This is a genomic window from Frateuria sp. GZRe12 (assembly GCF_051900535.1).
Lineage (GTDB): Bacteria > Pseudomonadota > Gammaproteobacteria > Xanthomonadales > Rhodanobacteraceae > Frateuria_A.
Map to the genome: position 1 here is coordinate 493,277 of NZ_JBHZGI010000001.1, position 14,319 is coordinate 507,595.

14 protein-coding genes are annotated in these 14,319 nt (G+C 66.2%); 7 read left to right on the forward strand and 7 right to left on the reverse strand.

Annotated features, from left to right (window positions below; translation table 11 throughout):
- Positions 1 to 37: 37 nt before the first annotated feature.
- The 5 genes from odhB to pilH all read left to right on the forward strand — a co-directional run bounded on the left by odhB (position 38) and on the right by pilH (position 5,050).
- A complete protein-coding gene (odhB, locus tag ACFWZ4_RS02240; protein ID WP_439703118.1) occupies positions 38 to 1,240 on the forward strand; it encodes a 2-oxoglutarate dehydrogenase complex dihydrolipoyllysine-residue succinyltransferase in 1,203 nt (400 codons plus the stop codon).
- Between the two features lie 134 nt (positions 1,241 to 1,374).
- On the forward strand, positions 1,375 to 2,802 hold the full coding sequence (gene lpdA, locus ACFWZ4_RS02245; RefSeq protein WP_439703119.1) for a dihydrolipoyl dehydrogenase: 1,428 nt from the start codon (positions 1,375 to 1,377) through the stop codon (positions 2,800 to 2,802).
- Positions 2,803 to 3,001: 199 nt separating this feature from the next.
- Entirely contained in the window at positions 3,002 to 3,598 is a 597-nt protein-coding gene (locus tag ACFWZ4_RS02250; RefSeq protein ID WP_439703120.1) for a TIGR00730 family Rossman fold protein, read from the forward strand.
- A 14-nt stretch (positions 3,599 to 3,612) separates the two neighbouring features.
- Complete coding sequence (locus ACFWZ4_RS02255; protein ID WP_439703121.1) at positions 3,613 to 4,617, forward strand: YhdH/YhfP family quinone oxidoreductase; 1,005 nt, start codon at positions 3,613 to 3,615, stop codon at positions 4,615 to 4,617.
- A 67-nt stretch (positions 4,618 to 4,684) separates the two neighbouring features.
- Positions 4,685 to 5,050 carry a twitching motility response regulator PilH gene (pilH, locus tag ACFWZ4_RS02260; protein WP_231320527.1) on the forward strand — a complete coding sequence of 122 codons (366 nt, stop codon included), beginning with the start codon at positions 4,685 to 4,687 and terminating at the stop codon, positions 5,048 to 5,050.
- Positions 5,051 to 5,392: 342 nt separating this feature from the next.
- Here pilH and ACFWZ4_RS02265 read toward each other — a convergent pair whose 3' ends face one another.
- On the reverse strand, positions 5,393 to 6,289 hold the full coding sequence (locus ACFWZ4_RS02265) for a DnaJ C-terminal domain-containing protein (protein WP_439703763.1): 897 nt from the start codon (positions 6,287 to 6,289) through the stop codon (positions 5,393 to 5,395).
- A gap of 88 nt (positions 6,290 to 6,377) precedes the next feature.
- On the reverse strand, positions 6,378 to 6,869 hold the full coding sequence (locus ACFWZ4_RS02270; protein ID WP_439703122.1) for an Hsp20/alpha crystallin family protein: 492 nt from the start codon (positions 6,867 to 6,869) through the stop codon (positions 6,378 to 6,380).
- Between the two features lie 134 nt (positions 6,870 to 7,003).
- On the opposite strand from ACFWZ4_RS02270, the gene ACFWZ4_RS02275 reads away from it, so the two are divergent.
- Positions 7,004 to 7,513, forward strand: a complete 510-nt coding sequence (locus ACFWZ4_RS02275; RefSeq protein ID WP_439703123.1) for a peroxiredoxin — start codon at positions 7,004 to 7,006, stop codon at positions 7,511 to 7,513.
- A 126-nt stretch (positions 7,514 to 7,639) separates the two neighbouring features.
- Positions 7,640 to 8,053 carry a DoxX family protein gene (locus ACFWZ4_RS02280; protein ID WP_439703124.1) on the forward strand — a complete coding sequence of 138 codons (414 nt, stop codon included), beginning with the start codon at positions 7,640 to 7,642 and terminating at the stop codon, positions 8,051 to 8,053.
- 64 nt (positions 8,054 to 8,117) lie between these two features.
- Here the strand turns inward: ACFWZ4_RS02280 and gyrA are convergent, their stop codons facing one another.
- The 5 genes from gyrA to ACFWZ4_RS02305 all read right to left on the reverse strand — a co-directional run bounded on the left by gyrA (position 8,118) and on the right by ACFWZ4_RS02305 (position 14,318).
- The gene (gene gyrA, locus ACFWZ4_RS02285) at positions 8,118 to 10,721 is read right to left on the reverse strand and encodes a DNA gyrase subunit A (RefSeq protein ID WP_439703125.1); all 2,604 of its coding nucleotides are present in this window, start codon (positions 10,719 to 10,721) and stop codon (positions 8,118 to 8,120) included.
- A 148-nt stretch (positions 10,722 to 10,869) separates the two neighbouring features.
- Positions 10,870 to 11,280 (reverse strand): GtrA family protein, encoded by a 411-nt coding sequence (locus ACFWZ4_RS02290; protein WP_439703126.1) that lies wholly within the window; start codon positions 11,278 to 11,280, stop codon positions 10,870 to 10,872.
- Positions 11,277 to 12,305, reverse strand: a complete 1,029-nt coding sequence (gene mtnA, locus ACFWZ4_RS02295; protein WP_439703127.1) for an S-methyl-5-thioribose-1-phosphate isomerase — start codon at positions 12,303 to 12,305, stop codon at positions 11,277 to 11,279. Before mtnA ends, ACFWZ4_RS02290 begins: the two co-directional genes overlap by 4 nt.
- A gap of 112 nt (positions 12,306 to 12,417) precedes the next feature.
- Entirely contained in the window at positions 12,418 to 13,476 is a 1,059-nt protein-coding gene (gene phaC / locus ACFWZ4_RS02300) for a class III poly(R)-hydroxyalkanoic acid synthase subunit PhaC (protein WP_439703128.1), read from the reverse strand.
- Between the two features lie 8 nt (positions 13,477 to 13,484).
- The gene (locus ACFWZ4_RS02305) at positions 13,485 to 14,318 is read right to left on the reverse strand and encodes a poly(R)-hydroxyalkanoic acid synthase subunit PhaE (RefSeq protein ID WP_439703129.1); all 834 of its coding nucleotides are present in this window, start codon (positions 14,316 to 14,318) and stop codon (positions 13,485 to 13,487) included.
- Position 14,319: the final 1 nt, after the last annotated feature.

Consider the following 14,319-nt stretch of genomic DNA (forward strand, 5'->3'; position numbering starts at 1 on the left):
CCGCGCCCGGATCGGCGCTCACCCTTAAGGACCCGTCATGTCCATCGAAGTCAAAGTCCCCGTCCTGCCCGAGTCGGTTTCCGACGCCACCATCGCCAGCTGGCACAAGAAGGTCGGCGAGGCGGTCAAGCGCGACGAGAACCTGGTCGACCTTGAAACCGACAAGGTGGTGCTGGAGGTGCCCTCGCCGGTCGACGGCGTGCTCAAGGAGATCAGGCACCAGGCCGGCGACACGGTGAACAGCCAGCAGGTGATCGCCATTCTGGAGGAAGGCGCTGCCGCGCCAGCCCCCGCGCCCGCTGCGAAGGAAGAACCGAAAGCCGCCGCGCCCGCCAAGGCCGAGGCGCCGAAGACCGGCAAGGGCGTGGACGAACTGTCCCCGGCCGGCCGTCGCGTCGCCAGCGAGGAAAACATCGACCCGTCCAAGGTCGCCGGCACCGGTCGCGATGGCCGCGTGACCAAGGAAGACCTGGTCAACTATGGGAAAGGCGGCGCTGCCCCGGCTCCGGCCGCACCGGCTGCCAGGCCGACCCCGGGTGCCCGCCCCGAAGAGCGCGTGCCGATGACCCGCATGCGCGCCAAGATCGCCGAGCGCCTGATGCAGTCGAAGAACTCGATCGCCATGCTCACCTCGTTCAACGAGGTGAACCTGGCCGAGGTCGTGAAGATGCGCAAGTCCCTGGGCGAGCAGTTCCAGAAGACCCACGGCATCAAGCTCGGCTTCATGAGCTTCTTCGTCAAGGCGGCCGCCGAGGCGCTCAAGCGCCACCCGATCGTCAACGCGTCGGTCGACGGCAACGACATCATCTACCACGGCTACCAGGACATCTCGATTGCCGTGTCCACCGACAAGGGCCTGGTGACGCCGGTGCTGCGCGACGTGCAGGACATGGGCTTCGCCGACATCGAGCAGGGCATCGCCGACTACGCCAAGAAGGCGCGTGACGGCAAGCTCGCTCTGGACGACCTGCAAGGCGGCACGTTCACCATCACCAACGGCGGCACCTTCGGCTCGCTGCTCTCCACGCCGATCGTCAACCCGCCGCAGAGCGCGATCCTGGGCATGCACACGATCAAGGAGCGCGCGATCGTCGAGAACGGCCAGGTCATCGCCGCGCCGATGATGTACATCGCCATCTCCTACGATCACCGCATCATCGACGGCAAGGACGCGGTGCTGTTCCTGGTAGACATCAAGGACCAGCTGGAGAACCCGCAGCGGATGCTGCTCGGTCTTTGAGCGCCCTCGCTCAAAGACAAAATAGGTACGGAGTTCTAATGGTGGGCGGTGCAGTTGAAGCCCGCTCACCGTAACTTTCCGCTTCATTCCATGCCGCGATTCACTTGGTCGCGACATGCAGCAAGGAACCTCGCATGAGTGACCAACAATTCGACGTCATCGTCATCGGCGCCGGTCCGGCCGGCTACGTGGCCGCGATCCGCGCCGCGCAGCTGGGCCTGAAGACCGCCTGTGTCGACGACTTCACCGGCAAGGACGGCAAGCAGGCCCTCGGCGGCACCTGCCTCAACGTGGGCTGCATCCCGTCCAAGGCGCTGCTCGATTCGTCGCGCCAGTTCTGGAACATTTCGCACAACTTCCCGGTCCACGGCATCAGCGTGGAGGGCGCCAAGGTCGACCTGGGCACCTTCATCGGCCGCAAGGACAAGATCGTCAAGCAGTTCACCGGCGGCATCGGCCAGCTGTTCAAGGCCAACAAGGTCACCGCCTTCTACGGCAAGGGCAAGCTGCTCAAGGGCAACCAGGTCGAGGTGACCGGCAAGGACGGCTCCAAGCAGACGCTCGCTGCCACCAACGTGATTCTGGCTTCCGGCTCGGTGCCGATCGAGCTGCCGTTCGCCAAGTTCGACGGCAAGACGATTGTCGATAATGCGGGTGCCCTTGACTTCACCGAGGTGCCCAAGCGCCTGGGTGTGATCGGCGCCGGCGTGATCGGCCTGGAACTCGGCAGCGTGTGGAAGCGCATGGGCTCCGACGTGACCGTGCTCGAAGCGCTGCCCGACTTCCTGGGCGCCGCCGACGCCGACGTCGCCAAGATCGCGCTGAAGGAATTCACCAAGCAGGGCCTGGCCATCAAGCTCGGCGCCAAGGTCTCCAAGGCCGAGGTGAAGAAGGACGGCGTGCACCTGAGCTACACCGACAAGGACGGCGAGCAGTCGCTCGTCGTCGACAAGCTGCTCGTGGCCGTGGGCCGCCGCGCCTACACCGACGGGCTGCTGGCCGCCGACACCGGCGTCAAGCTTGACGAGCGCGGCCGCATCGTGGTCGACGAGCACAACCACACCGGCGTCGATGGCGTGTGGGCGATCGGCGATGCCGTGCGCGGCCCGATGCTCGCGCACAAGGGTTCCGAGGAAGGCGTGGCGGTGGCTGAGTGGATCGCTGGCAAGGCCGGCCACATCAACCTCGATACCGTGCCGTGGGTGATCTACACCGAGCCGGAAATCGCCTGGGCCGGCAAGACCGAAAAGCAACTCAAGGACGAAGGCGTGCCCTACAAGGTCGGCACGTTCCCGTTCGCCGCCATCGGCCGTGCCGTGGCGATGAACGAAGCGATCGGCCAGGTGAAGATGCTCGCCCATGCCGAGACCGACCGCATCCTGGGTGTGCACATGGTTGGCCCGGGCGTGTCCGAGTTGATCGCCGAGTGCGTCGTGGCGATGGAGTTCAAGGGTTCGTCCGAGGATCTCGCGCGCATCGTCCACGCCCATCCGACGCTGTCCGAGGCCGTGCACGAGGCCGCGCTGTCGGTCGACAAGCGCGCCATCCACAAGGGCAACTGACTGCCCGCCGGACGGCCGAACGGCCCGCTCGTGGCGACATGGGCGGGCCGTTCCGTTGAATGGATGCCCTCCGTACCTCGAAGGCGTCATTCCGCGAAAGCGAGAATCCATTTGGCTTCGATACCAGAGCAAGATGGATTCCCGCTTTCGCGGGAATGACGAACAAAGAAACAGCACAGCACCTGCCAACCGGATACCCATGCCCCAACCCACCGCCATCTGCGTCTACTGCGGTTCCAGCAGCGGCAACCATCCCGATTACGTCGAGCAGGCCCGCGCCTTCGGCACCGAGATGGCCCGGCGCGGTATCGCCCTGGTCTACGGCGGCGGCAAGGTCGGGCTGATGGGCACCGTGGCCGACGCGGTGCTTGCCGCCGGTGGCAAGGCGATCGGCGTTATCCCGCGCCAACTGGTCGACCTGGAGGTCGCCCATCCGGAGCTGACCGAACTGGTGGTGGTCGAGACCATGCACCAGCGCAAGACGCGCATGTATGAGCTCTCCGACGCCTTCGTCGCCCTGCCCGGCGGTTTCGGCACCATGGACGAGATGTTCGAAATGCTCACCTGGGCCCAGTTGGGCCTGCACCGCTACCCCTGTGGCTTCCTCGACGTACGCGGCTACTACACGCAACTGAGCGCGATGATGGACCACATGGTCGCCGAGCGCTTCGTGCGGCCGGAGCAGCGCGAGGACGTCTGGTTCGGTCAGGACATGGGCGCGCTGTTCGACTGGATGGCAAGCTACGAGGGTCGCTACCTGCCCAAATGGGTGGACGACCGCAGCATCGACGCCTGAGTGCAGGAGGCAGGATGAGCCCGACCAACGCGTTCCGCGCCATGCGCATCCAAAACGACCCGGCCGGCTACCGCAGCAGCATCGAAACCATGGGCACGGATGCACTCACGCCGGGCCAGGTGCTGGTACAGGCCGCCTGGTCCTCGGTCAACTACAAGGACGCGCTGGCCGGCACCGGCAAGGGCAAGATCCTGCGTCAGTACCCGCTCAACGGCGGCATCGACGTGGCCGGCCATGTGGTCGCCTCGACCGATCCGGCGTTCAGGGAAGGCGACGCCGTGTTGTGCACCGGCAGCGGCCTGTCCGAGACGCGCGACGGCGGTTATGCCGAGTATGCCCGGCTGGATGCAAGCTGGACCATCCCGCTGCCCCCCGGCCTGACCCTGCGCGAGAGCATGATCCTGGGCACCGCCGGATTCACCGCGGCGCTGGCCCTGTTGCGCATGCAGGACAATCGGCAGACGCCGGCTATCGGCCCGATTGCCGTCACTGGCGCCAGCGGTGGCGTAGGTCAACTTGCGATCGACATCTTCAGCCGCGCCGGGTACGAAGTTCACGCGATCAGCGGCAAGGCCGACCATTTCGACTTCCTTAGAAGCCTCGGCGCCAGCCAGTGCATCGACCGCCACCAGCTCGCCTTCAGCGGCAAGCCGATGGATTCGGCCCGTTTCGGCGGCGCGCTGGACAATGTCGGCGGTCCGATGCTGGCCGGCCTGCTGCCGCTCATCGCACCCTACGGCAACGTGGCGATCTGCGGCAACGCCGGCGGCATCGCCTTCGACAGCACCGTCATGCCCTTCATCATCCGCGGCGTGAGTCTGCTCGGCATCGCATCGGCCGGTACCGCCCGCGACCTGCGCGAATCCATCTGGCAACGCCTGGCCGACGACTGGAAGCCCCGTCACCTCGACCGCATCGCCACCGACGAAGTCACGCTGGAGCAGTTGCCGGCCGTGTTCGAGCGCATGCTGGCCGGCCAGTCCTTCGGCCGCACCGTCGTGCGCGTCGGCGGCGGATGAAGCCCGCGCTTGGAAGCACCCCGCTCGCGGCATAGAATCCACGACAACTACTAGGAACCCCCACCTCATGGCACGAATCCTGATCGTCGACGACTCCCCGTCGCAGCTGCTGGGCCTCAAGCGCATCGTCGAGAAGCTCGGCCATGAGTCGCTGACCGCCGAAGACGGCGCTGCGGGCGTCGAAGCGGCCAAGCGGGAACGTCCCGACCTCATCCTGATGGACGTGGTCATGCCCAACCTCAACGGTTTCCAGGCCACTCGCATCATCAGCAAGGATCCGGACACCGCGCACATCCCGGTCGTGCTCGTGACCACCAAGGACCAGGAAACCGACCGCGTGTGGGGCATGCGCCAGGGCGCCAAGGCCTACGTGACCAAGCCGATCAAGGAAGACGAGTTGGTCGCCACCATCAAGCCGTTGCTGCCCGTCTGACACTTCCTTTGGCCCTTCGCCTCTCGCGAAGGGTTGCAAGTACCGCTCTCCCACGCGCGACCGGCTTCCCCAAGGCCGAAAGCAGCTATCCCGCAAGATCGACCTTTTCCCTAGTCCACTCACGGAGGGAAAGGAAGAAGATCGCCGCGAGTCGGAATCCGTCCGATGTTTCCTGTCAGGGCCTTTAGCCCTCCCGGAAGGGAGGGTCGAGCAGGGCCACTCGCGACCATCGTTCACCGGGGCGCGAGCGGATTTCACGTTCAATCTTTCGATCGTCAGCTTCCCGCGAGACCGGCCTCTCACCCAGCCCTCTTCCCCGAGAGGAGAGGGGGCGCCAAAGCGTCAGGCGCGCGGGTCGTAGCCCTGGAACTGCTTGTGCAGGGCCTCGTAGGCCTCGCGCTGGGCGTCGCTTTCGGCGGCGGGCGTACGGATCGACAGCTCCACAAACTGGTCTCCCGCCGGGTTGCCCGGTAGGCCACGGCCTTTCAGGCGCAACTTGCGCCCCGATTGCGAGCCTGCCGGAATCCGCAGGTCCACGGTTCCCGCCAGCGTCGGTACCGGCACCGTGGCTCCCAACGCCGCCTCCCATGGCGCCAACGGCAACACGTGCGATACGTTCCGGCCGTCCAGCTTGAACCGCGGGTCTTCGCGGAGCATCACTTCCAGCATCAGGTCGCCGTTCGGGCCGCCGGCGGCGCCCGGCTGGCCTTGGCCAGTCAGGCGTATCACCTGACCGGGCAGGATGCCGGCCGGAATCTTCACCTCCAGCACGCGCTCGCTGCCGCCATCCTGCAGCGCCAGACGTGTGCGTCCGCCGTCAAAGGCGGTCTGCAGGTCGATCTGCACCTGCGCCTGCACGTCACGGCCGCGGCGCGGCCTCGACTGACCACGCGCCCCGCCTCCGGCACGGCCGAACAGGCTCTCGAAGAAATCGCTGAAATCGCCGTCGCCGGCTCCGCCAAACTCGAAGCCGCCGCCCTGCCCCCAACCCGGCGGCGGACGGAACTGCTCGCCCCCACGGTAGCCACCGGCGCGCAGTTGGTCGTATGTGCGACGTTTTTCCGGGTCGCGCAATGCCTCGTTGGCCTCGTTGATCGCCTTGAACCTCTCCTCCGCGCCCGGTTCCTTGTTCTTGTCCGGGTGGTACTGCCGCGCCAGCTTGCGGTAGGCCGACTTGATCTCGGCCTCGGTGGCGTCGGGCTTTACCCCGAGAATGTCGTAATAGTCTTTGAATTCCACTGGCCTTCCTCGGCAAAACTGCGCAGGCAGGCGGCCCACCGCGGATGCACTCCGCGAGGGGCCGCCCGGATCACGCTACGGTAGCCGCTCAGTGGTTGCCGCTGCTGGAGCCGCCACTCGAGCCGCCACCGTGTTCGGTGGAAATGGAAATCCGCCGCGGCGTGGTCTCCGCACGCTTGGGTATCAGGATTTCGAGCACGCCGTGCCGGCCGACCGCGGTGATGCCCTCCGGATCGGCGCTGTCCGGCAGCGCGAAGCGGCGATGGAAGGTGCCGTGTGCCCGCTCGATCCGGGTGAAGCGACCGGTCTGCTCCTGGTTCTGCACGGTGCGCTCGCCCTTGATGGTCAGGATCCCCTTTTCCATGCTGACCTCGATGTTCGCCGGATCGACACCGGGGACGTCGACGAAAATCACGAAGCGCCTGTCTTCTTCCTTGATGTCCACGCGCGGCGCCCACTGGCTGGTCACCACGTTGGACGGGTCGGCCTCGTCCTGCTGGAAGAAGCGGTCGAAGGCGTGGCGGATCTCCTCGGGAAACGCATTGGCGGCGTTCCACATCGGATTGCGGTTCGAACTCATGGGCTTGGTCCTCCAGAAAAGGGGTCACGGCAGCCGCCGCTTGCCCCAAAAGTAGGTGCGCGCGCCGCCGATTCAAGGCGACAGGCGTCGCTGGCCGGGTTTACGATGCCGGCCCCACCCCACGGACAAACCCCATGACTATCCAGATCGGCCAGGCCCTGCCGGACCTCGAAGTGGCCGTGATCGAGGACGGCGCTCCGGTGCGGCGCCTGCCCACCGCAAGCTTGTTCAAGCAAGGCCGGGTGGTGCTGTTCGCCGTACCCGGCGCCTTCACGCCCACCTGCTCGGACCACCACCTGCCCGGCTACGTGCAGCACTACCGGGCGTTCCAGGAACGTGGTATCGACGTGGTCGGCATGGCCGTGAATGACGCCTATGTGATGCAGGCCTGGGCGGCCGTGCAACAGGTGCCGCCGGGCCTGAAACTGGTGGCTGACGGCAACGGAAGCTTCACGCGCGCGCTGGGACTTGAGTTCGACGGCACCGCCTACGGCATGGGCCTGCGCGCCCGCCGCTTCGCGTTGTATGCCGAAGACGGCGTGGTGCGGCAGCTGCACGTGGAAGCGCCGGGCGAATTCCGAGTGTCGACCGCCGAAGCGATGCTGCAGGCGATCACGGCGTCCGAGGCGAAAACGGCCGGTTGACGCGTTCGGATCGGCGACCGCCGCGCGATCGCGACGCGCGGTGGGTGGAGGAGTTACGATCCGCCCGCGGTACGCAACACCAGCAAGTCCTGGCCATATCCGTCCGATCGCCAAAGGAGCGCTGCCATGCGGTACGTATTGTTCGACAAGGTCAGTAACGAAGTGATCCTGCTCGCCCGGATCCTTCTGGTGGTCCTGTTCGTGCTGTTCGGCTGGAGCAAGCTGACCGACTTTTCGGGAACGGTCGGCTACATGGCGAGCCTAAGCTTGCCCGTGCCGACGCTGGCGGCCGCCGTGGTCGTCCTCATGGAGTTCTTCGTGGGCCTGGCGATCGTGCTCGGCTTCTGCACGCGGCCGCTCGCCCTGCTGCTGGCCCTGTACACGCTTGGCACCGCGTTGATCGGGCACCACTACTGGACGATGGAAGGCGCCGATCGCATGGCCAACATGATCAACTTCTACAAGAACATCTCGATCGTCGGCGGCCTGCTGTTGTTGTGCGTCACCGGCCCGGGGAAGTACTCGATCGACCGACGCTAGCCTGCGACTCCTGCAAGCGCACCAAAAAAGAAAGCCCCGGCGAACCGGGGCTTTCTTCATTCCATCAGGCCTCCGGCCCCTCCTGTGCGGGCGCCGGCCCTTCCGGCGGGGCACCCTCGGCAGTCTCGGTGTCCTCGCCGTTGGCTTCCTCGGCATCCAGCCGCACCACGCTGACCAGGTTCTCATCCGCGGGCAGGCGGATCAGGGTGACGCCCTGGGTATTGCGCCCCAGCTGCGAAACTTCCCCGACACGGGTGCGCACCAGCGTGCCCTGGTTGGAGATCAGCATGAGCTCGTGGCCCTCGGTGACCTGCACCGCGGCCACCAGCGCGCCGTTGCGCTCGGAGCACTGGATGCCGATCACGCCCTGAGTGCCGCGGCCCTTCTTGGTGAACTCCTCCAGCGGCGTGCGCTTGCCGTAGCCACGCTCGGTGGCCGTGAGGATGTCGCCTTCGGCTGCCACGATCAGCGACACCACGTCGGCGCCCTCGGCCAGGCGCATGCCACGCACACCGGTAGCGGTGCGACCCATCGAACGCACGGTGTTCTCGTCGAAGCGATTCACCTTGCCGTTGGAGGCGAACAGCAGAATGTCGCTGTTGCCGTTGGTGATCGCGACGTCGACCAGCGCATCGCCTTCGTCCAGGTTGATCGCGATCTTGCCGCGCTGCAGCTGGAAGGCGAACTCGGTGAGCGGGGTCTTCTTCACCGTGCCGCTGCGGGTGGCGAAGAATACGTAGCAGTCCGGGCTGTATTCGCGGATCGGCAGCACCGCCTGCACCTTTTCGCCTTCGGTCAGCGGCAGCAGGTTGACGATCGGTTTGCCGCGCGCGCCCGGGCCCGCCTCCGGCATCTGGTAGACCTTGAGCCAGTAGACGCGACCGGTGCTGGTGAAGGTGAGCAGCGTGTCATGGGTGTTGACCACCCACAGCTGCTCGACGACGTCTTCATCCTTGAGCGCCGAGGCCGAGCGGCCCTTGCCACCGCGCTTCTGCGCACGGTACGTGCTGGCCGGCTGGCGCTTGACGTAACCGGTGTGCGACAGCGTGACGACCATGTCCTCCGGCGCGATCAGGTCGAGGACGTTGAGATCCTCCTGCGAGTGCTGGATCTCGGTGCGGCGCGCGTCGCCGTACTCGGCCTTGATGACTTCCAGTTCCTCGCGGATCACCTTCAGCAGGACCTCGGGATTCTCCAGAATCTCGATCAGGCCGCGGATGGTTTCCAGGATCTGCCGGTATTCGTCGGAAAGCTTCTCCTGCTCCAACCCGGTCAGGCGATGCAGGCGCATGGCCAGGATTTCCTGCGCCTGCACCTCGGACAACTGGTAGCCATCGCCCTTGAGGCCATCGCGCGGATCCATCTCTTCCGGCCGCGACGCTTCGGCGCCGGCGGCGGCCAGCAGCGTGCTGACCATGCCTGGCTGCCACTTGCGCTCCAGCATGCGCTCGCGTGCCTCGGCGGGCGAGGCAGAGCTGCGGATCAGCTCGATCATCTCCTCGATATTGGCCAGCGCGACGGTCAGGCCTTCGAGGATATGCGCGCGGGCGCGGGCCTTGCGCAGCTCGAAGATGGTGCGACGGGTCACCACCTCGCGACGGTGGCGGATGAACGCCTCGAGAATTTCCTTAAGGTTGAGCAGGCGCGGCTGGCCATCGAGCAGCGCCACCATGTTGATGCCGAAGGTCACCTGCAACTGCGTTTGCAGGAACAGGTTGTTGAGCACGACGTCGCCCATGGCGTCGCGGCGCACCTCGATCACGATGCGCATGCCGTCCTTGTCGGACTCGTCGCGCAGCTCGCTGATCCCCTCGATCTTCTTTTCCTTGACCAGCTCGGCGATCTTTTCGATCAGCCGCGCCTTGTTCACCTGGTAGGGCAACTCGTGGACGAGGATCGTCTCGCGGCCGTTGGCTTCGGTCTCGATCTCGGTGCGCGCGCGCACCAGGATACGGCCGCGGCCGGTGCGGTAGGCCTCGACGATGCCGGCGGCGCCATTGATGATGCCGGCGGTCGGGAAGTCCGGGCCCGGGATGTACTGCATCAGCTCGTCGACCGACAGCGAAGGCTCGTCGATCAGCGCGATGGTGCCGGCGATCACCTCGTTGAGGTTGTGCGGCGGCACGTTGGTGGCCATGCCGACCGCGATGCCTGCCGAACCGTTGATCAGCAGGTTCGGTACGCGGGTGGGCAACACCAGCGGCTCGCTTTCGCTCTCGTCGTAGTTCGGCCCGAAGTCGACCGTGTCCTTGTCGATGTCGGCCAGCAGTTCGTGCGTGAGGCGCGACATGCGCACCTCGGTGTATCGCATGGCCGCCGCGTTGTCGCCGTCGACAGAACCGAAATTGCCTTGGCCATCGACCAGCATGTAGCGCAGCGAGAACGGCTGGGCCATGCGCACGATGGCGTCGTACACCGACGCGTCGCCGTGCGGGTGGTACTTACCAATCACGTCACCGACCACGCGGGCGGATTTCTTGTAGGGCTTGTTCCAGACGTTGCCCAGCTCGTTCATCGCAAAAAGCACGCGGCGATGCACGGGCTTGAGGCCGTCGCGTACATCCGGAAGGGCGCGTCCCACGATCACGCTCATGGCGTAATCGAGGTAGCTCTGGCGCATCTCGTCTTCGATGTTGACGCGGATGACTTCTTTGGCGAGTTCTGCCATCAATCGGCTTCCCAGTGGCTTCCGTGGAACCAAAAAAGGCCGCGCAACGGACGCTGCATGCGCGCGGTTGCGCGGCCCTCAAGCAATCGTGAAATTGTATCACGAATGCGTTTGGAAGGCCCTTATTTTTACCTTTGAAATCAGCTGGTTAGCCAGCCTGTTTTGACCGCCGGAAAAGCACGCCCCGCGCCGTATAAAAATTGACCAGCGCAGCCACCGCCGACCCGGCCGCCGCGGCCAGCGCCGGCCATCGCCCGAGCGTTTCGAAGGACAGCAGCAGGGCCACGTAAACGGCGTAGTTCACGCACGCGCCCAGCCCCATCAGTCCCATCCAGTGCAGCCATTCGGACAGTGGCGAGTGACCACTCGCGCGATGGGCGAAGGTGTGCCGCCGGTTCCAGGCCCACGTCACCGTGGCCGCCAGCAGGAAGGACAGCACGCGGGCCAGGTACGGATCCCACTGGCCCCAGCCGACCAGCGCCTGCACTGTGCCGGCGTCCACCAGCAGGCCGAGCACGCCGCCGATCGCAAACAGCCCGGCTTCGCGACGCAACCTCACCGGCCGAACATCGCCTGCATGGCTACCGCGTTGGGCCGCTCGATCACCCCACGCTCGGTAACGATTGCATCGATCAACTCCGCGGGTGTGACGTCGAACACCGGGTTCCAGGCCTGCGCTCCCTCGACTACGGTGCGGCGTCCGCCGGTGGCGAGCAACTCGTCGGCGTGGCGCAGTTCGATCTCGATCGCCTCGCCGTCGGACGTGGCCATGTCGACCGTCGAGGACGGTGCGACCACCATGAAACGGACACCGTGGTGGCGCGCGGCGATGGCCAGTTGATAGGTGCCGATCTTGTTGGCGGTGTCGCCGTTGGCGGCGATGCGGTCGGCGCCGACGATCACCCATTGCACCTTGCCCGAGCGCATCAGATGCGCCGCGGCCGAGTCGGCGATCAGGTGCGCGGGAATCCTGTCGCGCACCAGTTCGTACATGGTCAGGCGTGCGCCCTGCTGCCACGGGCGTGTCTCCCCGGCGAACACCTCGTCGATGCGCCCACTTGCGACACCCGCGCGGATCACGCCCAGCGCGGTGCCGTAACCGGCGGTGGCGAGCGAGCCGGTGTTGCAATGAGTCAGCACGCCCGAGCCGGGCGCGATCAGCGCCGCACCCAGCTCGCCCATGTGGCGGTTGGCGGCCAGATCCTCGTCCTGGATCGCCTGCGCTTCGCGCTCGAGCGCGGTGGCATCCGCGCCGGCGGCGATGCGGGTCTTCATGCGATCCAGCGCCCACATCAGGTTCACTGCGGTCGGTCGGGCGGCCCGCAGTGTGGCCAGCACATCATCGAGCGGCGCACCTTGTTGTGCCGCCAGCACCACGCCCCACGCGGCAGCGATGCCGATCGCCGGCGCGCCGCGCACGGCCAGGTCGCGAATGGCCTGGGTGACCTGGTGGGCATCGCGACACTCGATCCAGCGCTCCTCGGCTGGCAACAGGCGCTGGTCGAGCAGGCACAGGCAATCGCCACGCCACTGCACGGCGCGAATGGTGTCGTGCTCGCGGAGGGATTCGATGGAGGTGTTCATGGGCAGGCGGTTCCGGCGTAATCGAAAAGCCTAGCACGCGGCTCGAGCACCGCGCGCAGGATGGGTTTGGCCCACCACCCTTGCGCGGAACGGGCTGAGGCCCGTCCTACGACTATCCGTGCTCGCGCAGCCAGCGATGGATGGCCGGTGGCACCTCGCGCTGCGCACGACCCGACACGTAGATGCCGATGTGGCCGCCCTTGAACGCGAGTTCCGTGTAGTCGTCGCTGCCCACGTGGAGTCCGAGCGCGCGTGAGGCATCGGGTGGGACCAGGTGATCCTGTTCGGCGTAGATGTTGAGGATGGGCTGGGTGATGCGCGCCAGGTCCACCGGCTTGCCGCCAATCGCGAGGCCACCCTTGACGAGCTTGTTGGCCTGGAAGAAATCCTTGACGAATTCGCGGAACGCCTCGCCGGCCTGGTCGGGCGAATCGAAGATCCAACGCTCCATGCGCAGGAAATTCTCCAGTTCCTTCGGGTTGTCCAGGATGTCGACCAGGTTCACGTACTTCTGCTGCAGCAGGCGCACCGGCTTGAGCGTCAGGTAGACCCAGTTCATCAGTGCCGCCGGGATATTGCCCAGCGTGTCCACGAACAGGTCGACGTCGATGTCGCGCGCCCAGTGCGAGAGCATGTTGTCGGGCGTGTGGTAGTCCACCGGCGTGACCATGGTGACCAGGTTGCGCACCTTGGCTGGATACAGCGCCGTGTAGCACAGCGAGAACGCACCACCCTGGCAGATCCCAAGCAGGTCGATGGCATCCACGCCGGCCTGCGCGCGAACGGCATCGACGCAGCGATCGAGATAGCCGTCTATGTAGTCTTCCAGGGTCAACCATCGGTCGGCGCCGTCCGGGTAACCCCAGTCGATGAGGTAGACGTCCTCACCCTGCTCGAGCAGGTTGCGCACCAGCGAGCGGTCGCTCTGCAGGTCGGTCATCCATACCGTGTTGACCAACGCGTAGACGATCAGCAATGGCGTCTTCGACGTCGGCCCGCGCCCGCCGCGCATGCGCCAGAGGGTGAGCTTGTCCTCGCGGTAGACCACCTCACGAGGGGTGTCGGCATAGGCCGGTTCCGTCAGGCCGCGCAGGCTGGCAGCACCGGCGGCGAGCTTGCGCTGGAACGCGGTGATTTCGTCGAGGATGCGGGCGGGATCCAGCGTATGCATGGAATGTCTCAGCGGGGCTTACGTGGCGCGCGACCGGCGGCGGGAGCGGGCTTGGCCTTGGCCCGAGTGGTAGCCGTCTTGCGTTTGGGCGTCTTTACTGCCGGCCCAGCGGCAGCATCGCGACCGGCCGCCTGCATGCGTTTCAGCTCACGGCGAAGCGCCTGCAGGCGCTCGCCCAGTGTATCGACCTCGCTGCGCGTCGGCAGGCCGACGTCGCGGCACCATTGCTCGACCTGCTGCCGTTGTAACTGGCGCACACGCATCTGCGTGTTGCCCTGCGCAGCGTAGGCTTCGCGGAACTCGTCCGACAAAGCGATCTCCGCATAAGACTCCTCCACGGCATCGACCCACAGGTCGTACATGGACTTGAGCGAATCGATCTGGAAGCCGGGTTCGGCCAGCTTGCGCTGCATTCGTTCGGCGCCCTGGGCTTGGGCGCGGGCAAGCAATTCCTGGTAACGCGCGTTCGCCTGCTGGTGGTCGAGCAACGCGCCCAGGAGCGCCTGCTGCTGGGCCTGCTGCTCGCGAGTGTGGCCGAAAGCAGGAGTGTCGAGCAGCCCGCGCAGCGCATCGAGGCCGCTGGGAGCGGCGTCCATGCCAGGCATGGTCCACATGCCAGGCATGGTCCAGCCAGCGAACGGCGGTACCGGCGGGGGGACATGGGCGCCCTGCCCGGTCATGGCCGCGGCAGCCTGCTGCATCCAGTCGAGGTAACCCTTGAGGCCGTCCGTGCCGGGCATGCTGGCGGGCGCGGTGGCAGGACTGGGCCACTGGCGGCCCCAGGCCTCCCATACCTGGCGGCTCAGGGTTTCAAAATCGCTGGCAGGGTTGTGCGCGGTCACG

What these genes read in the sequence shown, in the direction of transcription:
- gyrA (WP_439703125.1), bottom strand. Translation starts at nt 10,721, where the DNA reads ATGGCAGAACTCGCCAAAGAAGTCATCCGCGTCAACATCGAAGACGAG.
- ACFWZ4_RS02270 (WP_439703122.1), bottom strand. Translation starts at nt 6,869, where the DNA reads ATGAGTTCGAACCGCAATCCGATGTGGAACGCCGCCAATGCGTTTCCC.
- ACFWZ4_RS02280 (WP_439703124.1), top strand. Translation starts at nt 7,640, where the DNA reads ATGCGGTACGTATTGTTCGACAAGGTCAGTAACGAAGTGATCCTGCTC.
- pilH (WP_231320527.1), top strand. Translation starts at nt 4,685, where the DNA reads ATGGCACGAATCCTGATCGTCGACGACTCCCCGTCGCAGCTGCTGGGC.
- mtnA (WP_439703127.1), bottom strand. Translation starts at nt 12,305, where the DNA reads ATGAACACCTCCATCGAATCCCTCCGCGAGCACGACACCATTCGCGCC.
- ACFWZ4_RS02255 (WP_439703121.1), top strand. Translation starts at nt 3,613, where the DNA reads ATGAGCCCGACCAACGCGTTCCGCGCCATGCGCATCCAAAACGACCCG.
- ACFWZ4_RS02275 (WP_439703123.1), top strand. Translation starts at nt 7,004, where the DNA reads ATGACTATCCAGATCGGCCAGGCCCTGCCGGACCTCGAAGTGGCCGTG.
- phaC (WP_439703128.1), bottom strand. Translation starts at nt 13,476, where the DNA reads ATGCATACGCTGGATCCCGCCCGCATCCTCGACGAAATCACCGCGTTC.
- ACFWZ4_RS02250 (WP_439703120.1), top strand. Translation starts at nt 3,002, where the DNA reads ATGCCCCAACCCACCGCCATCTGCGTCTACTGCGGTTCCAGCAGCGGC.
- lpdA (WP_439703119.1), top strand. Translation starts at nt 1,375, where the DNA reads ATGAGTGACCAACAATTCGACGTCATCGTCATCGGCGCCGGTCCGGCC.
- odhB (WP_439703118.1), top strand. Translation starts at nt 38, where the DNA reads ATGTCCATCGAAGTCAAAGTCCCCGTCCTGCCCGAGTCGGTTTCCGAC.